Below are 26,470 nucleotides of genomic sequence, written 5' to 3' on the forward strand. Positions count from 1 at the left end.
CGCGAGTATCTCGCGGTGCCATCGGTTTCCCTGCGCAGGGCGTCGCGTGGAAGTGCGGAATATTCTTTGTCGCAACGTGGTTGAACCACCAAGGGACAGGACTTCGATGAAAGGTGCCACGGTGAGCCAGGAATTCAGCTTTGACCTTCAGCAGGTGGTCGATTCGGATATGGTGTGTGCCGACGGCGTGTGCTTCGTGCCGCCTACGGACCAGAGAGCTGATCGAGCAGATAGTCACGCAACACCACAGCATGATTAGCCTGCTCATTTTTTGCTCCGTAGACCAAAGTGACCACGGGATGCTGGTCCAGTACTTCCAGAAAGCCATCGACAGCGGGGTTCTGATATAGCTCGGCGCGATAGTGCTGCGCAAATTCGCCAAAGCGGTCGGCATCGTGATCCCAGCCTTTGCGAAGCCCGGTGCTCGGTGCCAAGGCCTTGGCCCAGTGATCCAGCTGAAGGGCAGCCTTGCTCTTCCCGCGCGGCCAGAGCCTGTCAACCAGGATCCTGTAGCCGTCCTCGACGCTGGGCGCGGTATACGCGCGTTTGAGAAGTATCTTCGTCATGATTCACCTGAAAGTTCCTGAATTCTCATTGCATCGCCTCCATCTGTGGGAAAGGATCGAAGTGCAGGGGCTGCCAAGGCATCATCGTCTCTCTTGGCATCTTGCCACACTGGCAATCCCTTGCAGCGGAAAATATGTACTTTTCTGTTATCAGTTGGGCAGTGAGTAGGCTAATCTGTAAATAGTTTGGTATTACTGACTGTGCCAACACAGAACTCAAGGTCGTCACGCACGAACTGTTAACAGAATTTTCTGGAGGACCCCATAATGTCGGAACATCGGCCGGTTGACCCGCACAACGAGTCTGCCTCTGAGACGACCAATATCGCTCTTCCTGCGGTGCACAAGGGTGCTGAACCTTCGGTCATCTACACCCTGAGTGAGGATGAGAAAAACGCAGTTAACGCCCTGCCAGCTGGTTCTGCGCTGCTGATTGCCCATTCCGGACCAAACAAGGGCGCACGCTTCTTGCTGGACACCGACGAGAGCATCGCAGGCCGCCATCCAAACGCGGATATCTTCCTGGACGATGTGACCGTTTCGCGTCGGCATGCCAAGTTCTCCCGAACGGACGCGAGGTTCACGCTCAGCGACATCGGATCGCTGAATGGTACCTACATCAACGGCGACCGTATCGACGAGATCCCGTTGAGCACTGGTGTTCAGGTTCAGATCGGCAAATTCCGCCTGAATTTCTACCAAAGCGTTCCGAACCTTTAAAATAGTAGAGTTCGAGGTTTTGTCCGCCGGCGTCTGGCACGCCGACATATCCATACATCCGAGGTGTAGACCCTTTGCCGATCTTTGACGCAGCCCGCAGCCCACGTCTCGAGGCTCAACGCCACGAGACCTTCCGGCAGGCCGCGCTGAATATCGGCGAGGTGCTCTCGGAACTCAAGGATGAGTTCCCACGTGTCACTGCGTCCAAGATCCGCTTCCTGGAAGACAAGGGACTGATCATCCCGCAACGTACCTCCGCTGGATATCGAAAGTACTCCGCGTCGGATGTGAGCCGCTTGCGTTTCATCCTTTCGGTTCAGCGCGACCAGTACCTGCCGTTGAAGGTCATCAAGGACCATCTCGACTCGGTGGATCGCGGTGAAGCGCCAGCAGCATTGCCTGGGGGAGCCCCGGTGGCGCCACAGGCGGTCAACGATGACATGGCTGAGGCCGTGGAGCGCAAAACCCGTTCGGTGTCCTTGGCTGAACTGCAGGGGCTGACCGGTGCCAGCGAGGAGCTCGTTGGCGAATTGATAAAGTTCGGCTTGATCGAACCGGTTGCTGGCCTGTTCGACGCCAACAGCATCAAGGTCACCAAATCGGCCGTTCAGCTGGCGGGCCATGGCGTTGAACCTCGCCACCTGCGGCAGTTCCGTACCGCAGCTGATCGCGAGTTCTCGCTGATTGAATCGATTGTCGGCAACGAACTGAAGAAGCCTGAAGTCTCCGCTCGTGCCCGCGCTGCGGAAGAGGCCCAGGAAATCTCGCGCCAGTGCCTGGAAATTCACGAGGCCCTGGTGCAACGTGCTATTTCCCAACTGGATCGCTAGGCTGAATTCGAACAGGCAACAACAACTCTAAGGGGCTAGCATGCTGGAACTGGAGTTTGCCGGAATCCGTATTCAATTGCCGGCGAATCAGCCGCTGTTGCTGCTCAAATACCCTGAGCGTAATCTCTACCTTCCGCTGTGGATAGGTGCGCCCGAAGCCTCGGCCATCGCAATGTCTGAACAAGGGCTCACTCCGCCTCGGCCGATGACCCATGATCTGCTGCTCAGCGTCATTGAAAGCATGGACGTGAAGCTTGAGCGGATCGAAATAGTCTCGGTAAACAATGCCGTGTTCGTCGCGGAGCTTGTCCTTTCCAACGGCAAACGCGTAGATTCCCGTTCCTCGGATGCCGTCGCCCTTGCCGTGCGCGCCCAGTGCCCGATCATGTGCGCCGAGCACGTCCTGGAAGAAGCTGGCGTGGCCATCGAGAATGAAACTGGCGGCGAAGAGGCACCCGAAGAGCAGTTGCGCGAATTCCGTGAATTCTTGGACAATATTGATCCAGAAGATTTTTCTTCGTAGATATCGCGCGTTTGGTTTCAGTGGAATATTGGCCTTGAATTGGGTAATTCCCCAAGCCTGCGCGACACGCCTTAAAGTTAAGCTTGAAGGTCTTTGACCATTAGTCGTTATCGCCGTACCGTCTTTGCATAGGGACATTTAAAAAGAGCTGTTTTTTGATGGTCATCACTCGCATCTGCGCGGTTCTCATTCGGTCCCTGGATACTCGTTTAGGAACGTGCTGACACGCAAGGAGCAATTGGATGGAGTCTCGCCAGACTGGGCCTCACTATGGGGTCGACGGTGGCAACAAGCAATCCAGCACCCAGGGATTGCTCTTCACCGATGACCTGCCTGAGCTGGATGAACATGCCGGCTACCGCGGTCCAATTGTGTGCAAGGCAGCCGGCATTACCTACCGCCAACTCGACTACTGGGCACGTACTGGCCTGGTAGAGCCGGCAGTGCGCGGAGCCAAGGGATCCGGCAGCCACCGCCTTTATTCATTCCGGGATATCCTCGTGCTCAAGGTTGTCAAGCGGCTGCTGGACACCGGAGTATCCCTGCAGCAGATCCGTTCGGCCGTTTTGCACCTGCGTGAACGCGGCGTTGAGGACCTTGCCCAGATCACGTTGATGAGCGATGGAGCTTCGGTCTACGAATGCACCAGCGCCGACGAGGTCATTGACCTTGTCCAGAAGGGCCAGGGCGTATTCGGCATCGCCGTAGGCCGTGTTTGGCGCGAGGTGGAAGGTTCCCTTGCCCAGCTGCCTTCAGAGAGCTCTGTGCAGCAGACCCTGCCAGAAGATGAATTGGCTGCCCGTCGGGCTGCCAAGGCGGCGCGCAACGTCGGCTAGGGCCGGCAGATAATTCAAGAGATTAAGCAATTGACCGGATCTTCCTTGAAGGAAGATCCGGTCAATTGCTTAAGCTGCTATCCGTATCCGGGCCTAGGTGTTGTTCGGGCCTGCTGCGGACATGACTTCCTTGAGCAACGCGTCGAACTGCGCCAGCATCGGAGCAGTAGCCTTGGAAGGCCACTGGTGCACCGAGTACGCGGCACCTTGGATCTGCTGCCATTCCGGGTGTTCGGGAATCTCGGGCTTGACCATGGAGTCGCCGAACATCTGGCGCATTTCGCCCAAACGGAAGGTATGCTCCGCGGAGTCCTTGCGGACGCGGTTGGCGACAACACGTACCGGTCCCAGGGAAGGAGCGAATTCACGGCGGAAGAGTTCCAATGCGCGCTGGGTGCGCTCGGTGCCGGCCACGGAGAACAAGCTGGGTTCTGCCACTAGCACGAGCTGATCCGACGCGCTCCATGCCATGCGGGTCAAGCCGTTCAGCGATGGCGGGCAGTCGATGAGAACCAACTGGTAACCGCTGGTGCGGCTCAGAAGCTGGGAGAGGCGGCGTAGGTCGCGGGTCCGCAGATCTGGTCGATCGTAGATGCCGGTGAATGCGTCGCCAACGGCAACATCGAGCACTGGAATGCGGGTACGGGATTTCTTCTCTGCTGCCTTGGACTGCCAAGCGCTGGCGACAACCTGATCTTGCAGACGGGCGCGACGAGCGTTCTTGAGCATTTGCCCAATTGGCTGCTTCCCATTAGCCCGGACTCCAAGGCCAGTGCTGGCATCCGCATGGGGATCCAGGTCAATGACGAGAGTCGGAATGCCGGCGGCAAGTGCTGCTGAAGCCAATCCGAGTGTCACGGAGGTTTTTCCTACGCCACCCTTGAGGCTGCTGATGCTCACTACGTGCACGGACCAGACCACGCCTTTCACTGTTCGTTAGTTTAAACGTCCCACCGAATTTTTAGTCTCTCATCATCATAGTGTGCCGAGCCGTGTTTCTCCGACTTTGCAACGTCAGTTTTTGCCATTAGGCACAAGTTAGTGATTAAAACTTCAAAGATCCAATTATTTCATGTGGTCTGACCACAAGGCGAAATGTTTGGACGTTCTGGAGAATCCCCGTGTAGTGTGTTTCACAGAAGTGGCAAATGCTAGCTGCTTTTCGAGACCCGACACGCTGGGATGGCGGGCCTGCACCTGAGGGGAACAGTCCTGATTGTGCCGTTGAACCAGCGTGTACAGATTCGATGTAGGGACACTATGTTTGAAAAGATCTTGGTCGCCAACCGCGGTGAGATTGCGATTCGCGCTTTCCGCGCCGGCTACGAGCTGGGCGCAAAGACCGTTGCTGTCTACCCACATGAGGATCGCAATTCGATCCACCGTCAGAAGGCCGCAGAGGCCTACCAGATCGGCGAAGAGGGCCATCCGGTCCGCGCCTACCTGGATATCGACGAGATTATCCGCGTTGCCAAAGAAGCCGGCGCGGATGCAATCTACCCGGGCTACGGCTTCCTCTCGGAAAATCCTGACCTCGCACGAGCTGCCGAAGCAGCAGGCATCAAGTTCATCGGTCCAAAGGCGGACGTGCTTGAACTGGCCGGCAATAAGGTAGCGGCGCTGAAGGCTGCTCGCGAGGCAGGCATTCCGGTACTGGAATCCTCCGAGCCAAGCGATGATGTTGATTACCTGATTGCCGAGGCCGATCGCATCGGCTTCCCGATCTTCGTCAAGGCTGTAGCCGGCGGCGGCGGTCGCGGCATGCGCCGTGTCGACAAGCGCGAAGACCTGCCGGAGCTGATGGGCGCGGCAATGCGCGAAGCCGGCACCGCCTTCGGGGACCCCACCGTTTTCCTGGAACAAGCAGTGCTGCGTCCGCGCCACATCGAGGTGCAGATCCTCGCCGACGAGCAGGGCAACATTGTCCACCTGCATGAGCGCGACTGCTCGCTGCAGCGCCGCCACCAGAAGGTTGTCGAAATCGCTCCAGCACCGAATCTGGATGAATCGATTCGCCAGGCGCTGTTCCGGGACGCCGTGAAGTTCGCGCAGACTCTGGGCTACCAGAACGCAGGCACCGTCGAATTCCTCGTTGATACCGTGGGCGACCGCGCCGGGCAGCACGTATTCATTGAAATGAACCCGCGCATCCAGGTTGAGCACACGGTGACCGAAGAGGTTACCGACATCGACCTGGTGCAGGCGCAGATGCGCATCGCTGCTGGCGAGTCGCTGAAGGATCTGGAGATCAGCCAGGACACCATCCAGGTGCGTGGCTGGGCCTTGCAGTCCCGCATCACCACCGAAGATCCAGCCAATGGCTTCCGTCCGGATGTTGGAACCATTACCGTCTACCGCTCCGCCGGCGGCTCGGGTGTCCGTCTGGATGGCGGCACGATCTACACCGGCGCCGAGGTGTCCCCGCACTTCGACTCGATGCTGGTCAAGCTCACTTGCCGTGGCCGTGACTACCAGACGGCTGTGGCTCGCGCCCGCCGTGCGCTGGCCGAGTTCCGCGTGCGCGGTGTGGCCACCAACATCCCGTTCATCCAGAATGTGCTCAGTGATCCGCAGTTCCTGGCCGGTGATGTCGCTACCGACTTCATCGACTCCCGCCCGGATCTGCTCACCGGCAATGAATCCCAGGACCGCGGTACCAAGGCGCTGAACTTCCTGGCCCATGTCACGGTGAACCAGCCAAATGGCAGCCGTGTCGAGGGAATCGACCCGCGCAAGAAGCTTCCTGCTTTCCCGGGTGACAAGACCGACGAGCCAGAGCGTTCGCCATTCGATGGCCCCTCCAAGTCCGCCGTGCCGGCCGATGGCTGGCGCCAGAAGCTGCTGGATCTCGGTCCGGAAGGATTCGCCAAGGCCCTGCGCGAGTCGAAAGCGGTGGGCATCACCGATACCACCTTCCGCGATGCGCACCAGTCGCTGCTGGCCACCCGCGTCCGCACCCGCGACCTGCTCGCGGCAGCACCGGCCTACGCGCACAACGTCCCGCAGCTGTTCTCCATGGAAGTCTGGGGCGGTGCCACCTACGATGTGTCCCTGCGATTCCTGGGCGAAGATCCCTGGAAGCGCCTGGAGCTGCTGCGTGCGGAGCTGCCGAACATCCCGTTGCAGATGCTGCTGCGCGGCCGCAATACCGTGGGCTACACTCCATACCCAACCGAGGTCACCGACGCTTTCGTGAAGGAAGCCGCGTCCGCAGGCATCGACATCTTCCGCATCTTCGATGCGCTGAACGATGTTTCGCAGATGGCTCCGGCCATCAAGGCGGTACGCGACACCGGCACCGCAGTCGCCGAAGTGGCCCTGTGCTACACCGGCAACCTGCTGGATGCCAACGAGAAGCTGTACACCCTGGACTACTACCTGGAGCTGGCACAGCAGATCGTCGACGCTGGCGCGCATATCCTCGCAATCAAGGACATGGCCGGCCTGCTGCGCCCAGCGGCAGCAACCAAGCTGGTCACGGCCCTGCGCGAACGCTTCGCTCTTCCGGTGCACCTGCACACCCACGACACCTCCGGCGGGCAGCTGGCGACGTTGATGGCTGCCATCGACGCCGGTGTGGACGCCGTCGACGTGGCCAGCGCGGCCATGGCGGGCACCACCTCGCAGCCATCGGCCTCTGCACTGGTCGCAGCGCTGGAGTTCACCGAGCGTGATCCCGGCCTGTCACTGGATGCCGTGGCGTCGCTGGAACCGTACTGGGAAGCAGTGCGCGCCATGTACAAGCCATTCGAATCCGGACTGCCAGCGCCAACCGGCCGTGTCTACCAGCACGAGATTCCGGGCGGCCAGCTTTCGAACCTGCGCCAGCAGGCCATTGCATTGGGCCTGGGCGAGCGTTTCGAAGCGATCGAGTCGATGTACGCCTCGGTCAATGACATGCTCGGCAATGTGGTCAAGGTGACTCCATCGTCCAAGGTCGTCGGCGACCTGGCCTTGCAGCTGGTGGGTTCCGGAGTCCCAGCCGCGGACTTCGAAGCGAACCCGCAGAACTACGACATCCCGGATTCGGTCATCCAGTTCCTCTCGGGCGAGCTGGGCAACCCTCCAGGCGGTTGGCCGGAACCGTTCCGCACCAAGGCGTTGCAGGGACGCAATGTCAAGGCCCATGTCGAGGACCTCTCGGCAGAGGACCTGACAGCGCTGCAGGCGGATTCGCAGACGATTCGCGGTACCCTGAACCGGTTGCTCTTCGCTGGCCCAACCCGTGACTTCGAGAAGTCGGTGGAGAACTACGGCGATTTGTCCGTCCTGCACACCCGCGACTACCTCTACGGCCTGGTTCCCGGCTTTGAGCATGTCATTTCGCTGGGTACCGGTGTTCGATTGCTGGTCAGGCTGGTATCGGTATCGGAAGCCGATGAGAAGGGCCTGCGCACCGTCGTGGTCAACCTCAACGGCCAGTCCCGCCAGCTCAAGGTCCGCGACGAATCGGTAGAATCCACCGTGAAGTCCGCGCCGAAGGCCGATCCGAACAACAACGGCCACGTCGCTGCACCCTTCGCGGGAGCGGTGACTGTGAACGTCAAGGTCGGCGACCTGATCGAGGCCGGCCAGTCCGTGGCCACCATCGAAGCAATGAAGATGGAAGCTGGCATCACCGCCAACGCGGGCGGCGTGGTCAGCCAGGTAACCCTGAATGGCACCAGCCAGGTACAGGGTGGCGATCTGCTGCTGGTGATCGAACCCAAGTAGCATCCGCAGTACCCAGAGCACGGGGGCTCGTGACCAAGGTTGCGGGCCCCTGCGCTCTGCCAACTAATCGTGCGAACCACAAAGCAGAAGGAGCTGTGATGCGCCCAAGCAAGATGACGCCCGGGGCTGTGCCCGCCCGGCTGAGGCAGCAGGTTGCCGAGCTGGGATCCAAGGGCCAGCCGATCACGGTACTGGTCTTCACCCTCGACACGCATCTTCCGTTCTGCGAAATCGCAGAGCACCTGGCCGAACAATTCGGCGAATTGGATTGCAAGGCCCAGGTGGCCACGGCCGGACCGCAGCGCGTGCAATCGGTGATGGACGGTAAATTCACCGGCACCAACGTGTTGGTGGTTGTGGGCGATACCAGTGCCGACTCGGAAGACCGGCTCATGGAATTGGTCGAATGGCTGCTGGCCAATGGCCGCAAGGACCTGGCTGGGAACCTGATCTACGCGGTGCTTGGCCACGAGCACCAGAATCACGCCACCCAGGCATTCAGCCGCGTGGTATTGCCGCGCAGCTACTATGCCCGAACACAGCAAAGCGGCCTCAAGTTGCCTTGGGCCGCCTCAGCTCGCGAATCGTGGGAGCTGGCTAATGCAGTGCTGGACTATGCTGTCGGCTTGGGCGCCGAGTAGATGCCTTCGATCACGGCTTCGTAGTCCTTGAGCACTACTGCACGCTTGATCTTCATCGAGGGAGTCAAATGACCGGTTTCCTCGGTGAAGTCAGCAGGCACAACGCGGAAGGACTTGATCGCCTCGGCCTTGGATACCGAGGTGTTGGCCTTGTCGATGACCGCCTGCACGGTTTCGAGCACCTTTGGATGGGTCGATAGCTCGTCCAGCGACAGGTTCTGGTCCATCTGGTGACGGGCCAGCCAACCTGGCAGGGCTTCTGGATCCAAGGTCACCAGGGCCGCAATGAACGAGCGGCCCTCGCCGATGACCACGCACTGGGAAACCAGCGCGTCGGCGCGGATCTGGTCCTCAAGCAGCGCAGGAACCACGTTCTTGCCGCTGGCGGTGACGATGATTTCCTTCTTGCGCCCGGTGATTCTCAGGAATCCGTCGGCGTCGAGTTCGCCGATATCCCCGGTGCGGAACCAGCCATCGGTGAAGGTCTCATCCTGCAGCTCTGGACGGTTGCGGTAGCCGCGCATCACGCAAATGCCCTTGGTGAGGATCTCTCCGTCCGCGGCGATGCGCACGGCGTTGCCCGGCAGCGGCTTGCCTACGGTGCCGATCTTGATCCGGTCCAGGGTGTTCACCGTGATCGGTGCGGTGGTTTCAGTCAGGCCGTAGCCTTCCAGAATGGTGACCCCGATGCCGTTGAAGAAGTGGCCGAGGCGCTCGCCCAGCGGACCTCCGCCGGAGACCGCATGGCGGATGTTGCCACCCATCGCGGTGCGCAGTTTCTGGTAGAGCAGGGCGTCGAAGAGCTTGTGCTTCAGGTTCAGCACGAGCGGTACCTTGCCCTCCTGCTTGGCGCGGGAGTATGCCACTGCAACGTCAACGCCGGCGTGGAAGATCTTGCCCTTGCCGCTATCTTCAGCCTTGAGCATGGCCGAGTTGTAGACCTTCTCGAAGACGCGCGGCACAGCGAGGATGAAGTTCGGCTTGAAGGACTGGAGGTCCTCGAGCAGGTGCTTGACATCGGGGGTGTGCCCGGTGCGGCAACCAGCGGCAATGTTGACTACCGAGATGAAGCGGGCGAAAACGTGAGCCAGCGGCAGGAACATGATGGTCGATGCGCCCGGGTAAACGGCGCCGGGCAAGGTAGCCACAGCGTTCTCCGCCAGCTCCACGAAGTTGCCGTGGGTCAGCTCGCAGCCCTTGGGACGGCCGGTGGTGCCCGAGGTGTAGATGATCGTGGCGATGTCATCCAATGCTGCGCCCGAACGGCGGGCTTCGAGCAACTGGTCATCGACGTTCCGGCCATCTTCGGAGAGCTGTTCCAGCCCGCCATCGAACTGCCAGACGTGATCCAGTCCGTCGAGCTGTTCCTGATGGGCGGCGCGGCGCACCACGGCTTCCTGGGCGGCGGCCTCAACGACGACGGCCTTGGCACCGGAATCGGAAACGATCCAGGCAACCTGGCTAGGGGAGGAAGTTTCATAGACGGGGACAGTGACACAGCCAGCGAACCAGATGGCGAAGTCAACCAGCGTCCACTCGTAGCGGGTCTTGGCCATCAACGCGATGCGGTCGCCAGCTTCGATGCCATTGGCGATGAACCCCTTCGCAATGGCCCGGGCGTCGGCAGCGAACTGCGATGCCGTGACATCATTCCACGTTCCGTCGGTTCCCGGCTTTGAGAACAATGCCGGGTTGGCCGCTGAATTCGCGTGGCGTAATAGCAGATCTGTAATATTCGACTGCTGTGGCGAATGAATGCGAATTGGCGAGCTGTATTCGCGCATCTGGTCTTCAACTCCTGAAACTCTGTGGGACCCCATTAGCAATAGCGGGTAACCCGCATCACATCTTTATTACTATAGAGTAACCTACCGTGTGGTGTACTCAAAGCCGTTTTCTATACTTGAGCCCCATCATCTCCCGGATCGCGTTCAGTGGGAAGACGTTTGAGCAAGTAGGCGATTCCGAGCAGGGCGGCGAGTGTCAGTCCGAAATAGATGAACACCGGAGCTGATCGGAAAAACACCACGCACAGCAGCAACCCAAGCGGACCGCCAGCGGCGCCAACCCAGGCGAGGTTCAGCATCGGATCACCCGAACCCAGCGCGGCGGGTTCTTCTGGAACGAACTCTTCCGGGGTCTGCTCAGCAACATAGTCGCGCGGTCCGCGAACCGCGGCAGGCCCGGTGTTGAAGAGCTTCTCCAGTCTCGCCGCGCGCTCGTCGGCGCTGGGTTCGCGGGGTGCCGAGGCATCAAGCTGACGGAAATTCTCGACTAGCTCATCCCACTGCGGATCATTCTGGTTTGAAGGATGGGCATCTTCCGGATTCATGCGCGCTCCTCCTTGCGCTTCTGTTCCGTGGCGGCCAGCTGCGCGAAGAAGCGAGCGGATTCGTGGAAAATCTGCTCCGCATCGTAGTCCAGTGTGGCTACGTGCTTGGAGTGCAAGAGCATGTGGTGCTCGGCCAGGGTGCCTGAGTTCAGGCCCTCGACCAGCTCGCGCACCGACTGCTCTGAGACTACGTTGTCGACGGTGGAACGGAAGAGCTGCACCGGGGCGTTCACCAGTTCCAAGCGCCGGCGGGTCTGGGCAAAGAGCGAACGGAGTTCGGCTACGGCTGCTACCGGGGTGCGCGGGTAGGCCCCTTCATCGACACCGCGCTTGGCGATGTCATTGCTGATAGGGGCAACGCTGCGCACTACATGCTTGAGCCAAGGAGTATAGGGGGACAAGGGGGAGTCCACGACCAGGCCCGGATTGACCAGCGAAACACCGGCTACATTGCGGCGGGTCGCCAGATGCAGGGCCAGGGCGCCACCCATGGAAAGGCCAGCGGCGAATACCTGCTCGTGCGTGCGCGCGAGCCTGTCAAAAGCCGCTTCGGTAGCGTGGATCCACTGGCCATAACCTCGACCGACCATGTCCTGCCATTGCGTTCCGTGCCCGGGCAAAACGGGAATGTCCGTGTCGAATCCGGCCTGCTCCAAGGAATCCGCCCATGGCTGCATGGAAACAGCGGAGCCGGTAAAACCGTGGATCATAAGTACTGCACATGGACGTTTGCGCTCGTCCAGCGGAGTATTGCCTGCATCAAGTTTCATCGTGAACCCTCCGGATTTCTGCCTTCACCTTCGAGCGTAGTGCACAATTGAAGGGTGCGGAGTGCGCTTCGACCAGTAAGGTCGCGGTTTCTCTTCCCGCGTAGCTGGTCAACTAGAAGAAGGAATTTTCCCGCTGTGCTGTACGACTTCCTCAAGCGTTTCGCTGTCCGGCCGCTAATACGAATTTTCTTCCGCGTCAAGATCCAGGGCATCGGCAATGTGCCTGAAACCGGTGCGGCGATCTTGGCTTCCAACCACCTGTCGGTGAGCGACTCGGTGTTCCTCCCAGCGGCGCTGGATCGTACCGTGATCTTCCTGGCCAAGGACGAGTACTTCAACGGCAAGGGCATCAAGGGCCGGATCACCGCGTGGTTCTTCCGCAATATCAACCAGCTGCCCATGGACCGTTCAGGCGGGCAGAAATCGGCTGCTTCGCTGGCCAGTGCCAAGAACGCACTGGCGCAGGGCCAGGTGCTGGGCATCTATCCGGAAGGCACCCGTTCACCGGATGGACGGTTGTACCGGGCCAAGCTCGGCGTCGCAAAGCTCGCCCTGGAAACCGGTGCCCCGGTGATACCAATTGCAATGATTGGCACCGACAAGGTCCAGCCCATCGGCCAAAGCCTGCCGCATCCGGGCCGGATCGGGATCAAGATCGGCAAGCCGCTGACCTTCGAGCACCTGAACGGCAGGTCCGCGAATCCTGAAACGCTTCGCGCTTGCGCCGACGAGATCCGCAAGGCAATCAATGTCCTGTCAGGTCAGAGCTACGTCGACATCTATGCTCCACGCAAACCAAAGAAGTAGCAGGCCGCTATGCGCAGTGTTACGGCGACTTGTTACATTCATCGCGGTCCTTTGAGCTGATGCCACGTAGAATGGGCAAGGTGAGCGAAGAAAACCGAACCCCATTGCCAGGCTCCTCCGTAGCCGGCCCCGCCACCGATCCGCAACTAGATTTGTGGCGTGAATTGCCAATTGCCCAGCAGCCGACTTGGCGTGAGCACAAGGACTATCAGTCCTCCATCAACGAATTGGGTTCGCGTCCGCCACTGGTATTTGCCGGCGAAGTCGACGTACTGCGCGAACGCTTGGCCGCAGCAGCCCAGGGCAAGGCCTTCTTGCTGCAGGGCGGCGACTGCGCCGAAACCTTTGCCGATGCAACCGCCGACAAGATCTCCTCGCGAGTTCGCACCATCTTGCAGATGGCTGTGGTGCTGACCTATGGCGCATCGATGCCGGTAATCAAGATGGGACGCATGGCTGGCCAGTTCGCCAAGCCGCGCTCCTCGAATGACGAAACCCGAGATGGTGTTACTTTGCCGGCATTCCGCGGCGACATCGTCAACGGCTTCGACTTCACACCCGATTCCCGTGCCCACGATCCGAAGCGCATGGTGCAGGCCTACAACACCTCATCGGCCACGCTGAACCTGATCCGCGCGTTCACCCAGGGCGGCTTCGCAGACCTGCGCAGCGTGCACTCGTGGAACAGCGGATTCATGGCCAACCCGGCGCACTCCGCCTACGAGCAGCTGGCCGGCGAGATCGACTCGGCCATCCGCTTCATGGATGCCTGCGGTGCAGACTTCGAGGCGCTCAAGCGCACCGAGTTCTTCGCCTCCCATGAAGCACTGCTGCTGGACTACGAGCGTGCGTTGACGCGTACCGATTCGCGGACCGGCCTGCCGTACGACACCTCCGGCCACTTCCTGTGGATCGGTGAACGAACCCGTCAGCTGGACCACGCACATGTGGACTTCCTCTCGCGCGTGCGCAACCCAATCGGCGTGAAGCTGGGCCCGAACTCGGATCCGGAAGATGTCCTCGCGCTGATCGAAAAGCTCGATCCGAACCGCGAACCAGGACGCCTGACCTTCATCACCCGCATGGGTGCGAAGAACATCCGCGAGAAGCTGCCAAACCTGATCGAAAAGGTCACGGCCTCCGGCGCCCAGGTGCTGTGGGTTACGGACCCAATGCACGGCAACACGGTCACCAGCCAGAACGGCTACAAGACCCGCAACTTCGAAGATGTCATGGACGAAGTCCGCGGCTTCTTCGAAGTGCACGACGCGCTGGGCACCTTCCCAGGCGGCCTGCATGTGGAGATGACCGGCGACGATGTGGCTGAGTGCCTCGGCGGAGCGGATCCGATCCGCGAGGAAGACTTCGACTCGCTGTACGAGTCGCTGTGCGACCCGCGCCTGAACCACCGCCAGTCCCTGGAGATGGCCTTCCTGGTCTCCTCGGCACTGCAGAGCCGCAGCCGAAACCGCTAGCAGCTAGAGAATAATCCGGTTCCCGACAGCGGGAACCGGATTATTTTTATGCCTGGGGAACGGCGCAGGCCTCAGAAGGCGTAGATGCTGATCTCGCTGCCGCGCACGGCTTGCTGGTGCAATGGAGACTGCATGCGAACTGTCTGGCTGAAACCGCCAAAGACATTGTGCGTCTTCACGGAAAAGCCGGCGGCTTCCAGTGCAGAGAGTGCTTCCTCGACGCCCATGCCGAGCACGGATGGGATCTGGACGTATTCTGGTCCTTCCGAGAGATTCACTGTCACGGTGCTGCCGTACGCAACGGTGCCCTGGGCCGGGTCCTGGACGGCGACTAGGCCTTTTTCGGTCGTCGTGGAATGGACGGATTCACCGGTTTCCAGCTTCAAGCCCATGGACTCAAGCTTTTCCTTGGCCGCATCCTTGCCAAGACCAATGACCGCAGGAACAGGAACCGGAGCATGTCCCTTGGAAACAGTGAGGGTGATGATGTTCTTCCGCGGCAATTTCTTGCCGGCGGCAGGGGAGGAACTGATAATCTCGCCCTTCGTCACCGATTCCGAGTAGGCCTCGGCTTCCTGGACATCTTCGAAACCGATTTCATCGAGCAACTTGGTGGCCTGATCCAGGGTTTTCCCGGTGAAATCCGGAACTGCAAAAAGCTGAGGGCCTTGCGAAACGATCAGATCGATTCCCTGGAACTTCATGATGTTCTCGCCGGTCCCCGGCTGCGAGTCGACCACCCTGCCGATGGCAATCTCATCGTTGTAGGTCGTGCCTACCCGAACTGGAACACCTTGGCCATCCATTTGCGCGACTGCCTGCGATTGAAGCATGCCGGTCAATGACGGGATGCGGATGACGGTTCCGGGGCCGCGGCCGAAGAACCATCCGGCACCTGCGACCAGAGCCACGATGAGGATCCACATCACGGTGATGACGAACTTCTGCGTACCCGAGCGAGGCTGACGCAACCGGTGGGTGGGTACCTGTGCTTCCTTGCGCCACTTTCTTGCAGCCTGCTTCTGCGCACGCTTTTGGCCACGTACCGACAGCGGTGCTTCGGAATCGGCGTCATTCTCGTGGGCCGGTTCCAGATCGCGGCCGCGGGTGTACACCGACGTTGCGGCTATGCCAGAATCAGCGGCAAGATCAGTGGGACGAGGCTGGGCCAGTGTGGCTTGCGCATCGCGAAGATCCAAGACTTCGGTGGCGTCAACCGCGGCAATGACGGTTGTCTGGTCAGGATCGGCGGGGGCATCATCGATAACGTAGCTGTCCTCGTGCTGAGCAGTATTCCGCTTCAGCCATAGCTGTTCACGCTCATCTTCGCGCTCGCGTTGCATCGCATCAAGACGCTGCTGCAGCGTAGTGGGCATCTGCGCCATAGTTTGCGGGGTGAGATCTTCAATCCCGCCGAGGTCCTCGGCGCCCAGGTCCAGTTGCGCATCGTTGAGCGTTGAGCGGATCTGGATGATCTCCTCCAGCAGCAGCGAAGCATCTTGCGGGCGCTTCTCTGGATCCTTCTCGGTGCACCATCGAACCAACTCATCGAGATCTTCGGCCAATCCCGGAACCAAGTCCGAGGGCATGGGCATGGGGGAGTCCAGATGATGCTTCATTAATGCAGCGGCATTGGTCTCGGTATACGGTGCTTGTCCAGTCAGCATCTGGTAGATCATGATGCCCAGTGCGTAGATGTCGCTGCGCGAATCGGCTGGTGCCCCTGAAACTAGTTCGGGGGAGACATGGGACAGCGTGGCGACGAGCGTGGCTGACTGGGTATGGGCGCTGGCAGCACGGGCCAAGCCGAAGTCGGTAACTTTCACTTCGCCGGTATCGGAGAGCAGCACATTTGCCGGTTTCATATCCCGGTGGATGATTCCCTCGCTGTGCGCGGCGCTGAGACCGTGGCAAATTTGTTCAAGGACGCTTAGCGCCTGACGCGGAGTAAAGCGGCCGCGTTCTTCAATGACCTGTTCGAGGTTCCGTCCTCGAACATACTCCATCACGAGGTACACCAGATTATCGCTCACGTTGTGATCGCGGATGGAGACCACATTCGGATGAGTGATATTCGCAGCGATGACAGCTTCGGATTCGAATCGCTCACGCACTGTATGCTCGCTGGAGAAGTTGTCGTTCAGGATCTTCACGACAACCGCTCGATGCAGGCGCTTGTCCATGCTGCGGTAGATGCGTGACATGCCACCCAGGGCAAGCAGATGGTCCAGTCGGTATCGACCATCCAGCGTCTTGCCCAGGTTGGGGTCGGTCAGGGCCGGGCTCATTTTGCGGTCGCACCTGCCTGAACGGTGCACGCGAAGCGGGCCAGAGTCACTAACGGATCCTTTCGAACATGAATACTACTTTTAATGTACCTAGCTGAGCTGACAATTTGTCGCTTAAACTCGAAATCCGCCAGTGGTGTTTACCTCTGGCGGATTTCGTATAGCGTCTCGGGTTGCGAGAATTACCTCGAGCGCAGCTTAATTAGGAAGCGCGGCGAGCTCGTGCTGCACGACGCTTCAAGGCACGACGCTCATCTTCGCTCATGCCACCCCAGACGCCTGCATCCTGGCCGGACTCAATAGCCCACTGCAGGCAGGTTTCGGTTACTTCACATCGACGGCAGACGCTCTTGGCCTCTTCGATCTGCAACAGGGCCGGACCGGTGTTTCCCACTGGGAAAAACAGTTCCGGGTCCTTTTCCAGACACGCCGCGCGGCTACGCCAATCCATGCTTATTGATGCTCCTTGAAATCTGAGAGGGTGTGAAACACCAACGACAATCAACACACAGGCAAAAAATAACTAGGAGTGAAATGAAATCCTGGTTGCCTAGCGGTTAACATCTGGCGTCTCGAAAGGTCGGAGAAGTCCATTCGGGCACTTCGTTTAACCGACCACATAAGGTTTTCATGTAACGCGGAAGTAAACAAGAGTCACGGTAGCGAAATGTTGCTGAATGCCTGAGTGCTTTCTCACATGGCATTTGGCACTAGGATCCGCTAGTTATCAGAGGTGTGGCGCGAGCAACAGCAAAAGTCATTTGTTGCGGTTTGAGTTCCTGCAGAAGGTCAACGAAAATTGTTGATGTGAGCAACGAAAATGCAATCTCGTCCCGCCCAACCAGTGTTTTCGTGGTTGCCGCGCTTGTCCTAATTGAGGCCCTGGCTGTTCTGGCGTACGCCATCAGCTACATGTTGAACCTCGACACCAACGGAACAGTCAATATGGGCGGGCAGTTATTCATGCTGACCCTGTGCTTGCTTCTTGCCGTTTGGCAAGGCTCGGTAGCTGTCAACTTCTTCAAGGGAAAAGCGTTCACTCGTGCTCCGATTGTCGTTTGGCAACTATTCCAGCTCATCCTCTCTGTTTCATTCCTGAGCTCCAATATCCCGATGGTGACGGCCGCGGCGGTACTTTCCATCGTGGTCGCCGGAACCACTGTGGTGATGCTCTTCGCGCCGAAGACCACCGCATTCCTCGGAGACCGGCCAAACCGCTGAATTGCCAGCAGATAATTCGTACGGAATATGAATCATCCGCGGTTTGCCTCGTTTGGAGATGACCGCGCACCAATAGTCTTTGGCTCCTTGATGAGGCACCTGATGGATTGGCTGCCAATTCATCGGTTGAAGATCTTGCGGATGATGGGCTTCGACAGCGACTACCTGGCGATCATCGAACCCGTTGGCGCTCAATCCCAGGTCGAAGGCCATCCTGCTGGACGGCGGAACGAATAGCGCGACACCGATTCCCCTCGAATTCAGAGCGTTCAAGAGCGGTGGCAACCGAGAGTCATTGGTGGTTTCGAGGAAGAGGCAAAGCAAGTCCTGCCGAACACGGTACGAGCCGTCCTCGAGAGAACGTACGAACCGTTCAAAGTCCGGTAGGCCGCAAATATGCGGGGAGTTCCAACGCACAGCGAGTACGGCAGTCAGCTGCCGGCGCTGTTGCGTATCGGGGCACAGCACAACAACCATCGGACCTGCTGGTCGAGGGACCGCCTCACCATCGAAGGGCGAGTATCCCAGAAAGTTTGCCGGTTGAAGGGCAGAACCTGAAGGCATCTGCCAAGCCGAAGGCACTTCGGGCCAGGTGCTTCCCGGGATTTCAGCTAATTGAACTTCGGTGAGTTGGAAGACCTGCGGAGGATGCCCCGAACTCAGCTTGACCCCTCGACCCGGCAAAAGCGAACAGGCCGGGATCTTGGGCCACATCATCTTTAATGACTCGGTAGCGTTGAATGGGAAGAACCATTGCTCTGTACAAAGACCGGTGGACTTCAACGCGTTTTGGTCGCGGTCAACTGAACAAATCACCATAGGCGATTGCGGGCCGCCGAAACGCAATAGCGTACCGAGTGCTTCGTCCAGGCGTTGGAAATGTTGCGGGTGGATATTGGACTGCAACTGGGCCAGTGAATGAACGAGAATGATCAATGCTGGATCACTGGGCATGGATTCCAGGAAGTCGACAGCATCGAAAAAGCCATAGGGATCCTCACCCGTGACAACCTTGACGTTTTCAGTGGCATCCGGGATCGGCGACGGACCGAAGCAAAGTATTTTTCTGGGCGAACGGGCGAGGGAAGCGAACAGGGTTCGGGCACCGGCTTCTGGCAAGCCGCAGATCAATGTTGATCGTGAACGGGCAGGGTCAAGAATCAAAGGTTCAAGCCGGGCCAAATGCAGATTATCTGCAACGCCGCAGTAAATCGTTCCTCGTTCCTTCCCATCCCACGTATCTGGCGAGTGCGTTGGTTCTGCTGGCCGAGGCAACGCTGGAGCAAAACCAGATACCGGGAGCTCCGAAGTGGACCACTGTGAGGAAAGTTCTGCTGCATGGTTTTGCAAGCGATCTCCAGCGACTGACGCGATGCTCTTTTCGAATCGGCACAACGGACGAAGGCTGAGATCTTGACGATTCCGCTCGAATAGTTCGCCGTGCAGTGGCGGCTCGATGGCCAGCTGGAATTGCATGTTCCTAGTGGGCTTGGAAGCGCCCTTGATGATCGCCTGTCCGGGGTGGAGGAGTTTGGACGCCTCGGTGGAGCCCACCAGTTCCACGGACTCACCCGGGTCGTTTACCCTCAATGCGATTGTCGTGTTTAAGTTCGCCTTGGTTTGTCCCGTCAAAGCGCCAGCCGGACGCTGCGTGCTGAGAATCAGATGGATTCCTAGAGCTCGACCCACCGCAGCTAAACGATCAATTCTGGCGCTGGCTTGAGGAAGCGTTTCGACGAAAACACGGAATTCGTCAATGACTACCAGCAAGCGAGGCAGAATCGGGCCTGATTCGTCGAGATCTTGATATTCCGCAATGTCGCTGCAGCCTTGTGCTGCCAGAAGCTCCTCGCGCCGCCGCACCTCATGTTCTAGTTGTTCCAACGTGCGCTGAGCCGCTGCCTCATCGAGGTCGCTTGCGAAGAGCTGGACATGGGGCAAACCTGCATAGACGCCTAGTCCAGCTCCACCCTTGAAATCAATAAGTGCGAAGGCAAGCTGAGTCGGCGGGTAGTTCCGGGCAAAATCAGCAATCAGGCGCCTGAGCGCTTCTGACTTGCCTGACCCTGTAGTGCCGCAAATCAGTACATGCGGACCATCCTCATGAAGATCAAGGAACACGTCCTCTTGCTGTTCATCGAGGCCCAGATGTGCCCGTACGGCTAGTGACGGGGATGCAATGGATTCTGCGTTCTTGGTTATTGCCTGCTTTTGCAGCTGCACATACTGCTGCACCATCCTGTCGAACCGCGAAAGGCTCAGCGTGCTTAGGTTCTGCAGCACTAAGCGTTCGTCGGGCAAACGCGAGGACACGGGGCTTGGAACAATCCAATTCTCCACGGATTCGGCCAGCACCGGTGAAACGCCCAGCACCAGGGCGCCGGAAATAGGTTGAGGTTCCTGGGCAGTGACGTACAACGTCGCCAGGTTGGTTTCCTCTTTCCTGGTGAAGCTCGATTCTTCGGGAATCGACAGGTGGGCCACGGAAACGTTGCTCACCAAAAGCAGCGACGCCGGAAGACACCTGACACTGGGATCGAGCACGAGCCGTATCTGGCCGGAATGTATGGCCGGGAGATAGCGTGCAAGTACTGCGGCCAGAATAGCCCCAGCGCTTTGCCCTTGTGCAGAATTCAGCTGCCAGACGCTCGGGGTACTCGGGAAAAATACTGGACCGAACCAGGGCGCGTCCGACTTCGTCTTCCTGAGGCTACGAAATACTTTGCGGATCCCCGTGGGATCAGAACGAGAGGTGTCCTGCGGAGACCACAGTCCCTCGCCCCAAACCAGTGGTGGTATCCGGGCATGCGACAGTCCCAAAGAAGCGGAATCCAGTCCGGCTACGAACGATTCTCCGAGAGCCGGAGAATATTTACTTCTCGCGATAATGGCGGAAGCTCGTTGCACTTCCATTTCCCTTTTCCATTCGCGACGCTCCACGAACAGTTGACCGGCAGGCACCATACCCATAAGGGCCGAAACGCCACTCAAGATCAGAAAGAGCATCGAACCGGTAACCAAGGCAAGCAAGACGCCGGAGATGATCGGAACGAATGCTGCGAGGACCAGAGCAATTAAGCGGGACAGCTCGGGCTTGGAAGGTACTTGGATTTCCAATTGTTCGGGGGTTACCAATTGACCGGATTGGGCGGTTAATGGATCGCCGACAGCGAATTCAGTGTTGCCCAGAAAGAAGCGCGATCCGTGTTCCAATTCCACGGACTCGCAGCGGCTGCCATCTGGCATGGCAAGTTGCTGCTCAGAGCAGGCTACCAGGCGCAAGCTCCGGGTTGTCACGAATAACTTCGCGTGAACCCGGGACACCAGCGGATCTTCTAACCATAATGGGGCGGTTCTGCCGATGACATGTTCTCCCTTTGTGAGCGGAATCCAGGCACCAGCGTCGGGGCCGCGAACTACATATAACTTGAGGCACGAAGCTGTGGTGCTTGTGGCGCGAACAGGTTGGGGCAATTCATTGAGCAGAAGACGTTCAGACGCATGCAGGATCCCCAACTCTTCTATCCGCGTTATTCCCGAATACCATCGTTGTCCCGGGAAATGCTGCTGCAGCAGTGCGGCGAGCTGCTCGCCCGATATTCGTCCGGACATGACAAGTTCGAATTGCCGCGGATGCTGGAATTTTCGGGAAATCAGAAGTAATTCATAGCGGACCATGAGGTCTCCTGAATGTAATGGAATGTTGTCGTTCCCATCTAAACCAGCATTGAGGGCGGCGCTGGAAGATAAGAATCTTGGTGTGGAGAAAGTACCAAGAACTATCCACAACTTCGGGAACCTCTTGAAAGCGGTCTCTGCTGCAGATAGCATCCCTTGTCATACGAATAGGTATGCTGCACCGACGACGCGCTCGCCGATAGTCCCCGAGATCGGGATCCTCCAGTAGGGAAGCCAAAGGAGTCAGTCGTGGATGCGCTGTCCATTGTCGAAGACGAAGTACGCGAGCTGGTTCGCCGGCGTGGATTGGACCCGGCAAAGCAGCCAGCGATGATCCGATCACTTATTGAAGAGGTCATTCGCGACTACGACGAACGCGCATTGCTTGGCGCCGTGCCTTCACTTGGATCGCTAGAGGCCGCCCAACGTTCAGTATTCGATAATGTGGCCGGGTTCGGAGCGCTGCAACCCTTATTGGATGATCCTTCTGTTGAAGAGATCTGGGTAAATTCTCCACATCAAGTATTTTGCGCCAGAGGTGGCCAAAGCGAACTGACCCACATACGCATGGAATCGGCAGAAATCGCGGCTCTAGTAGAACGCATGCTCAAAACGTCGGGCAGGCGTCTGGACCTTTCCCAGCCATTCGTCGACTGCCAATTGCCTGATGGGTCTCGTCTTCACGTCGTGATTCCAGACATCACCCATGAGCATTGGGCCATCAACATTCGTAAGTTCATTGCTCGCGCGGGAAAACTTGAAGATCTAGTTGAGCTGGGAGCCTTGAGCGAACAAGCAGCGAGGTTCCTTTCTACGGCGATCAGTGCCGGTCTGAATGTCATCGTTACTGGCCCTACACAAGCCGGCAAAACGACAATGCTCAACTGTCTGGCATCAGCGATCGGCCCCAGGGAACGCATTATCACCATCGAGGAAATCTTTGAGCTGAATCTTTCACTAAGAGATGTCGTTGCCATGCAAACTCGCCTCGCCAATCTTGAAGGCACCGGTGAAATCACGATGCGCCGGCTGGTCAAGGAGGCCTTGCGCATGCGCCCGGAACGGATCATTATCGGCGAGGTCCGCGAAGCAGAGTCCTTGGATATGCTCATTGCCCTGAACTCGGGAATCGCGGGGCTATGTACCTTGCATGCGAATTCTGCCCGCGACGCTATCACAAAAATTTGCACTTTGCCGTTGCTTGCAGGACCAAATATCACCAGCGACTTCACCATCAAGACCGTGGCTGCATGCATTGACCTTGTGGTTCATTGCGTGCGGAGTCCACAGGGCCATCGCTATGTCAACGAGATTCTCAGCGTGCGCAACCGCGTGGAGGAAGGGCAAATTGAGTCCTCGACGCTTTTCGAGCGGCAAGCCGATCGCCTGCTGCCGGCTCGGGGAGCCGATTGGTCCCATGAAAAGTTTGATGTCGCTGGAATCAATATTGCCGAATTGATGGCGGTGTAGCGGTGGTTGCTTTCTTTGCTCTCCTTGGCGGGCTAGGCATTGCCCTCATGGTTGACTGGTTGCTCTTCGCCCCGTGGGCAAAATCGCCCAAACGTAGCTCGGCCATCAAGAATGCTCTTTTGCATGCAGGAATGAGCAATCTGGCTCCGGCAAAATTCATCGTGATTTGCCTGGTCTGCGGGCTGACTTCCGCGTTGGTGACGTTAGGACTCACCGCTTCGTGGCTCTTCGCCTTGGTGTTTAGCATCTTCGGTTCATTCGCACCATGGGTCTACCTGCGCCATCAAGCCACCAAGCGCCGCACAGCATTGCAAGAACAATGGCCAGAGGTGGTTGATCACTTGCGAAGTGCCATCCGGGCGGGCCTATCTCTTCCCGAAGCATTGAGCCAATTGGCTGTCGTCGGCCCGCAGGTATTGCGTCCGCTATTTCGGGATTTCGCATTGGACTATCGAGCCACAGCGAACTTCTCCGTGGCGCTGGACCAGCTGGGCGAACGCTTGGCAGACCCGGTAGCCGACAAGATTCTCACGACATTGCGGATTACGCGTGAAGTCGGGGGCACCGACTTGGGGCATACGCTCACAACTTTGTCGGCATTCTTGCGCGATGACGTGAGAACACGAGGGGAACTCGCTGCCCGCCAATCATGGATTGTCTCGGCAGCGCGTTTGGCAGTCGCCGCGCCATGGATCTTGCTGTTGGTCTTGGGCACCCAGGAAGCTGCGAAGGATGCATATATGACGTTCGGGGGAGTGATAGTGCTATGCCTGGGCATGCTGGTTTCCCTCGTTTGCTATCGAATCATGCTCCGGCTGGGCACCTTGCCAGTAGAAGAACGAGTCCTGGCATGAACAGCTATACACCGTGGGCGGCGCTTTGCGGTTTGGGACTTGGCATAGGCCTTTGGCTGGTCTTTGTGAACCTGCCGGGCTGGCGAAGAATGGCCTTCGCTGATCGTATTGCGCCCCATGTTCGCGTTGGCGTTCGAAGCTCACGCATGCTGGAAGACTCATGGCACTCTGACTCCGGGCACTCGGCTTTAGGCCAACTCGCTGCCCCCATGTTGCTGCAAATCAAGAAGCTGGCTAGCCTACACAGTCCTTCGGCAAGTACTCTTCGGAAGCGTCTGAACGCTGCCGGATTGGACATGAGCGTAATTGACTACCGGTCTCAAGAAATTGTTTATGCTCTGGCAGGGCTAGTAGCAGGATCTGCGCTCATGGCCTTTGCCGCCGTTCAGTATCATGTCTCTTTGATCCTATCGGTGCTAGTCGTTATTGGTTTCGGGATTGTTGGCTATGCATTGCGTGGTTGGTGGCTTGGCGAACAGATCCATCGGCGGGCCAGGAAAATATTGACTCAGTTTCCAACCGTGGCCGAAGTGCTGGCGCTAACTGTCGGCGCAGGCGAATCAACCACCGGGGCCATCGAAAGAATTTCACGAATCTGCCACGGGGTGATCGGTGACGAATTCACCAAGACTTTGAACGACATTCACGCAGGCACACCGATGGTCCAAGCGATGCAGAATATGTCCGACCGGATGCAAGTTGGAGCCATGACGCGATTTGTCGATGCAATCGTTGTTGCAACAGAGCGAGGCACACCATTGGCTCAAGTGCTCAGAGACCAAGCACAAGATGTCCGCGATGCGTCCAAACGAGAACTTATGGAAGTTGCAGGAAAACGCGAGATTTCCATGCTGGTACCTGTCAAGATACGGCTAGACTATTACTATGCGAGCCGGTATTTATGCGAGGATCTCACACGATCCATTTGAAACAACCTTAGGCGTGCAACGGCAGATCGAAGATTGCACCAAAGAAGCTAAGCGCCGTAACTGGGAGATCGTGGAGATCTACCAGGACAACGACGTTAGCGCCACACGTTCAAAGGTACGCCCTGAATACCAGAGGATGCTTTCAGACGTGGCACAGGGTCACATCAATGCAATGGTTGTTTGGGACATTGACCGCCTCACACGCACACCACGCGAGCTAGAAGACATTATCGACTTGGCCGACAAGATGAATCTCAGCATGGCCAACGTTGGGGGAGAGATTGACCTATCGACCCCACAGGGCAAGCTAACCGCTCGCATCAAAGGCAACGTAGCGCGGCACGAGGCAGAGCAAATGTCACGCCGGCTACAGCGTGCATTCCAGCAACGCGCCCTATCAGGTAAACCACACAGCTACGCGCCCTATGGGTTTGAACGGATCACCCGCGAAGACGGCACTAAGTGGGACATCGCAAACCGCGAACAGGCCGACGTGCTCAATGAAGCAGCAGAGCGCTACGCATCAGGCGAGTCATTGCGTAGCATCTGCCAGGACTTCATGCGCCGAGGGATTCCCGCAGCGAAAACAGACAAATGGGCAACAACCTCATTGCGTCAAATGTTTTTGCGCCCCGTAAACATTGGTATGCGCCAACACAAAGGCGTAATTGTGGGCAAGGCTAACGCTGACCCGATCATGAGCGAAGATCTTTACAATCAGGTTTGCGCACGGCTCACTGACCCCGAGCGGATCAAACACGCCTACGGACGCACCCCGCGCCAGTTGCTCAGTGCAATTGCTCAGTGTGGGCTTTGTGGTGGCAAGATGCGCTATTCCAAGGCGACAGAGTACCGGGGCAAGAAAGTTCCTGCGCAGTACGACTGCAAGGAATGTTTCAAGGTGCGTCGTAAGAGTGAGCCTATAGATCAGATAGTCACCGGTGCAGTCTTAGGCCGGCTGAAAGACCCCAAGCTACTCGTAGCGCTAGCCAAGGACACTTCAGGCGAACTGCCACGCCTACGAGAGCGCCTAGACGGCCTGAAAGCACGGCTAGACATTGCTGCGGATCAGTTTGCCGATGGAACGATTACAGGCGAACAGTTGAAGCGGATCAATTCGAAGCTTATTCCCGATATGGAAGACACGAAAAAGCGTATCGGCCACTTGCAAGGGTCAAACCCGATCATTGGGCTTATTGGTGCGAACGCTGCGGAGCGCTGGGAAAATGCGCCGCTGGAAATCCGACGCCAAGTTATCCAGGAACTAATGACCGTAATGATCATGCCAGCGGGCGCCGGTGGAAAGTTCAACCCCGAACTAATCAAAATTGAATGGAAGGCCTAGGCATGTTTAGCAACGAGATTATTGTTTTCTGCGATAGTGGCTCAACGAAGCACGGCGCACGGCGACCTAACCCCGTAGTGCAAGGGTTCTACTATCGGGATGGCAGGGAAAGCGAATTAGGTCTAGGCTGGACTGACAGCAACCGATCCAAGCGTCTTAAGCGGGAGCAAGCTCATCACGATGCGGCCCAGGCGCTCTACGGCAATGAAAGATTCTCACGCGAGAAGCAGCAGTCGGGCGAACGGCGCGAGTCTTGGAATTTGCGTTGCTTGAAATGTGGCTTTCGTGTGCCAGTCCGACACGAAAAGCTGTACCCAGCCCTATCTAAAATGCGTGAGCTGGGCATCCAGACTATTGGGTTATCTGCCTTCCGTGATGGACTCGAAAACACTCAGTAGCAACTAGCTTGACCTAATAGACGAAGCTAGATTAAACTAGTGCCATACCGATTTATTCGGTTGACCGGATGAAC

The 26,470-nt window shown here is 58.1% G+C and carries 21 protein-coding genes; 13 read left to right on the forward strand and 8 right to left on the reverse strand.

Features of this window, described 5'->3' with window-relative positions:
• Positions 1 to 203: 203 nt before the first annotated feature.
• Positions 204 to 566 (reverse strand): DUF488 domain-containing protein, encoded by a 363-nt coding sequence (locus tag ACIOJF_RS14935; RefSeq protein WP_105659057.1) that lies wholly within the window; start codon positions 564 to 566, stop codon positions 204 to 206.
• 267 nt (positions 567 to 833) lie between these two features.
• Between ACIOJF_RS14935 and ACIOJF_RS14940 the strand changes: the two genes are divergently transcribed.
• The 4 genes from ACIOJF_RS14940 (at position 834) to ACIOJF_RS14955 (ending at position 3,475) form a co-directional block, all read left to right on the forward strand.
• Complete coding sequence (locus ACIOJF_RS14940) at positions 834 to 1,286, forward strand: FHA domain-containing protein (protein ID WP_105659058.1); 453 nt, start codon at positions 834 to 836, stop codon at positions 1,284 to 1,286.
• A 74-nt stretch (positions 1,287 to 1,360) separates the two neighbouring features.
• Positions 1,361 to 2,116 carry a MerR family transcriptional regulator gene (locus ACIOJF_RS14945; protein ID WP_286134412.1) on the forward strand — a complete coding sequence of 252 codons (756 nt, stop codon included), beginning with the start codon at positions 1,361 to 1,363 and terminating at the stop codon, positions 2,114 to 2,116.
• Positions 2,117 to 2,156: 40 nt separating this feature from the next.
• Positions 2,157 to 2,639, forward strand: a complete 483-nt coding sequence (locus ACIOJF_RS14950) for a bifunctional nuclease family protein (RefSeq protein ID WP_105662558.1) — start codon at positions 2,157 to 2,159, stop codon at positions 2,637 to 2,639.
• Positions 2,640 to 2,881: 242 nt separating this feature from the next.
• A complete protein-coding gene (locus ACIOJF_RS14955) occupies positions 2,882 to 3,475 on the forward strand; it encodes a MerR family transcriptional regulator (protein WP_105659060.1) in 594 nt (197 codons plus the stop codon).
• 93 nt (positions 3,476 to 3,568) lie between these two features.
• Here the strand turns inward: ACIOJF_RS14955 and ACIOJF_RS14960 are convergent, their stop codons facing one another.
• Entirely contained in the window at positions 3,569 to 4,384 is an 816-nt protein-coding gene (locus tag ACIOJF_RS14960) for a ParA family protein (RefSeq protein ID WP_105659072.1), read from the reverse strand.
• A gap of 351 nt (positions 4,385 to 4,735) precedes the next feature.
• On the opposite strand from ACIOJF_RS14960, the gene ACIOJF_RS14965 reads away from it, so the two are divergent.
• On the forward strand, positions 4,736 to 8,188 hold the full coding sequence (locus ACIOJF_RS14965) for a pyruvate carboxylase (protein WP_105662559.1): 3,453 nt from the start codon (positions 4,736 to 4,738) through the stop codon (positions 8,186 to 8,188).
• Positions 8,189 to 8,286: 98 nt separating this feature from the next.
• The gene (locus ACIOJF_RS14970) at positions 8,287 to 8,829 is read left to right on the forward strand and encodes a hypothetical protein (protein ID WP_105662560.1); all 543 of its coding nucleotides are present in this window, start codon (positions 8,287 to 8,289) and stop codon (positions 8,827 to 8,829) included.
• Here the strand turns inward: ACIOJF_RS14970 and ACIOJF_RS14975 are convergent.
• The 3 genes from ACIOJF_RS14975 to ACIOJF_RS14985 form a co-directional block, all read right to left on the reverse strand.
• On the reverse strand, positions 8,802 to 10,613 hold the full coding sequence (locus tag ACIOJF_RS14975) for a long-chain fatty acid--CoA ligase (RefSeq protein WP_105659063.1): 1,812 nt from the start codon (positions 10,611 to 10,613) through the stop codon (positions 8,802 to 8,804). The genes ACIOJF_RS14970 and ACIOJF_RS14975 overlap by 28 nt on opposite strands.
• A 113-nt stretch (positions 10,614 to 10,726) precedes the next feature.
• The gene (locus tag ACIOJF_RS14980; protein ID WP_402741818.1) at positions 10,727 to 11,161 is read right to left on the reverse strand and encodes a hypothetical protein; all 435 of its coding nucleotides are present in this window, start codon (positions 11,159 to 11,161) and stop codon (positions 10,727 to 10,729) included.
• A complete protein-coding gene (locus tag ACIOJF_RS14985) occupies positions 11,158 to 11,931 on the reverse strand; it encodes an alpha/beta hydrolase (protein WP_402741819.1) in 774 nt (257 codons plus the stop codon). The genes ACIOJF_RS14980 and ACIOJF_RS14985 overlap by 4 nt, the downstream gene beginning before the upstream one ends.
• 135 nt (positions 11,932 to 12,066) lie before the next feature.
• Between ACIOJF_RS14985 and ACIOJF_RS14990 the strand changes: the two genes are divergently transcribed.
• Positions 12,067 to 12,738 (forward strand): 1-acyl-sn-glycerol-3-phosphate acyltransferase, encoded by a 672-nt coding sequence (locus ACIOJF_RS14990; RefSeq protein WP_105659066.1) that lies wholly within the window; start codon positions 12,067 to 12,069, stop codon positions 12,736 to 12,738.
• A 71-nt stretch (positions 12,739 to 12,809) separates the two neighbouring features.
• Entirely contained in the window at positions 12,810 to 14,213 is a 1,404-nt protein-coding gene (locus ACIOJF_RS14995) for a class II 3-deoxy-7-phosphoheptulonate synthase (protein WP_105659067.1), read from the forward strand.
• Positions 14,214 to 14,284: 71 nt separating this feature from the next.
• On the opposite strand, the gene ACIOJF_RS15000 is transcribed toward ACIOJF_RS14995, so the two are convergent.
• From ACIOJF_RS15000 to ACIOJF_RS15010, 3 genes are all read right to left on the reverse strand, one after another.
• The gene (locus ACIOJF_RS15000; protein WP_105659068.1) at positions 14,285 to 16,501 is read right to left on the reverse strand and encodes a Stk1 family PASTA domain-containing Ser/Thr kinase; all 2,217 of its coding nucleotides are present in this window, start codon (positions 16,499 to 16,501) and stop codon (positions 14,285 to 14,287) included.
• 202 nt (positions 16,502 to 16,703) lie between these two features.
• Positions 16,704 to 16,952, reverse strand: coding sequence for a WhiB family transcriptional regulator (locus tag ACIOJF_RS15005; protein WP_013348560.1), 249 nt, complete (start codon positions 16,950 to 16,952; stop codon positions 16,704 to 16,706).
• Between the two features lie 638 nt (positions 16,953 to 17,590).
• On the reverse strand, positions 17,591 to 21,400 hold the full coding sequence (locus ACIOJF_RS15010; protein ID WP_181149084.1) for an FtsK/SpoIIIE domain-containing protein: 3,810 nt from the start codon (positions 21,398 to 21,400) through the stop codon (positions 17,591 to 17,593).
• Positions 21,401 to 21,649: 249 nt separating this feature from the next.
• Here ACIOJF_RS15010 and ACIOJF_RS15015 point away from each other — a divergent pair, with 249 nt between their 5' ends.
• The 5 genes from ACIOJF_RS15015 to ACIOJF_RS15035 are packed head-to-tail and all read left to right on the forward strand — an operon-like array spanning position 21,650 to position 26,396.
• Positions 21,650 to 22,870 carry a CpaF family protein gene (locus ACIOJF_RS15015; protein ID WP_105662564.1) on the forward strand — a complete coding sequence of 407 codons (1,221 nt, stop codon included), beginning with the start codon at positions 21,650 to 21,652 and terminating at the stop codon, positions 22,868 to 22,870.
• Positions 22,871 to 22,872: 2 nt separating this feature from the next.
• On the forward strand, positions 22,873 to 23,724 hold the full coding sequence (locus tag ACIOJF_RS15020) for a type II secretion system F family protein (RefSeq protein ID WP_105662565.1): 852 nt from the start codon (positions 22,873 to 22,875) through the stop codon (positions 23,722 to 23,724).
• Positions 23,721 to 24,653 (forward strand): type II secretion system F family protein, encoded by a 933-nt coding sequence (locus ACIOJF_RS15025; RefSeq protein WP_402741820.1) that lies wholly within the window; start codon positions 23,721 to 23,723, stop codon positions 24,651 to 24,653. Before ACIOJF_RS15020 ends, ACIOJF_RS15025 begins: the two co-directional genes overlap by 4 nt.
• Positions 24,610 to 25,998: a recombinase family protein gene (locus ACIOJF_RS15030; protein ID WP_402741821.1), complete on the forward strand. Its 1,389-nt coding sequence runs from the start codon at positions 24,610 to 24,612 to the stop codon at positions 25,996 to 25,998. The genes ACIOJF_RS15025 and ACIOJF_RS15030 overlap by 44 nt, the downstream gene beginning before the upstream one ends.
• Positions 25,999 to 26,000: 2 nt before the next feature.
• On the forward strand, positions 26,001 to 26,396 hold the full coding sequence (locus ACIOJF_RS15035) for a hypothetical protein (RefSeq protein WP_402741822.1): 396 nt from the start codon (positions 26,001 to 26,003) through the stop codon (positions 26,394 to 26,396).
• Positions 26,397 to 26,470: the final 74 nt, after the last annotated feature.

It is taken from the genome of Glutamicibacter sp. NPDC087831 (genome assembly GCF_044742845.1).
Taxonomy (GTDB): domain Bacteria; phylum Actinomycetota; class Actinomycetes; order Actinomycetales; family Micrococcaceae; genus Glutamicibacter.

Excerpts from the sequence above, each read along its gene's own strand:
- ACIOJF_RS14935 (WP_105659057.1), bottom strand. The coding sequence starts at position 566 with ATGACGAAGATACTTCTCAAACGCGCGTATACCGCGCCCAGCGTCGAG.
- ACIOJF_RS14940 (WP_105659058.1), top strand. The coding sequence starts at position 834 with ATGTCGGAACATCGGCCGGTTGACCCGCACAACGAGTCTGCCTCTGAG.
- ACIOJF_RS14950 (WP_105662558.1), top strand. The coding sequence starts at position 2,157 with ATGCTGGAACTGGAGTTTGCCGGAATCCGTATTCAATTGCCGGCGAAT.
- ACIOJF_RS14955 (WP_105659060.1), top strand. The coding sequence starts at position 2,882 with ATGGAGTCTCGCCAGACTGGGCCTCACTATGGGGTCGACGGTGGCAAC.
- ACIOJF_RS14965 (WP_105662559.1), top strand. The coding sequence starts at position 4,736 with ATGTTTGAAAAGATCTTGGTCGCCAACCGCGGTGAGATTGCGATTCGC.
- ACIOJF_RS14970 (WP_105662560.1), top strand. The coding sequence starts at position 8,287 with ATGCGCCCAAGCAAGATGACGCCCGGGGCTGTGCCCGCCCGGCTGAGG.
- ACIOJF_RS14975 (WP_105659063.1), bottom strand. The coding sequence starts at position 10,613 with ATGCGCGAATACAGCTCGCCAATTCGCATTCATTCGCCACAGCAGTCG.
- ACIOJF_RS14980 (WP_402741818.1), bottom strand. The coding sequence starts at position 11,161 with ATGAATCCGGAAGATGCCCATCCTTCAAACCAGAATGATCCGCAGTGG.
- ACIOJF_RS14985 (WP_402741819.1), bottom strand. The coding sequence starts at position 11,931 with ATGAAACTTGATGCAGGCAATACTCCGCTGGACGAGCGCAAACGTCCA.
- ACIOJF_RS14995 (WP_105659067.1), top strand. The coding sequence starts at position 12,810 with ATGGGCAAGGTGAGCGAAGAAAACCGAACCCCATTGCCAGGCTCCTCC.
- ACIOJF_RS15000 (WP_105659068.1), bottom strand. The coding sequence starts at position 16,501 with ATGAGCCCGGCCCTGACCGACCCCAACCTGGGCAAGACGCTGGATGGT.
- ACIOJF_RS15005 (WP_013348560.1), bottom strand. The coding sequence starts at position 16,952 with ATGGATTGGCGTAGCCGCGCGGCGTGTCTGGAAAAGGACCCGGAACTG.
- ACIOJF_RS15010 (WP_181149084.1), bottom strand. The coding sequence starts at position 21,400 with ATGGTCCGCTATGAATTACTTCTGATTTCCCGAAAATTCCAGCATCCG.
- ACIOJF_RS15025 (WP_402741820.1), top strand. The coding sequence starts at position 23,721 with ATGAACAGCTATACACCGTGGGCGGCGCTTTGCGGTTTGGGACTTGGC.
- ACIOJF_RS15030 (WP_402741821.1), top strand. The coding sequence starts at position 24,610 with ATGCGAGCCGGTATTTATGCGAGGATCTCACACGATCCATTTGAAACA.
- ACIOJF_RS15035 (WP_402741822.1), top strand. The coding sequence starts at position 26,001 with ATGTTTAGCAACGAGATTATTGTTTTCTGCGATAGTGGCTCAACGAAG.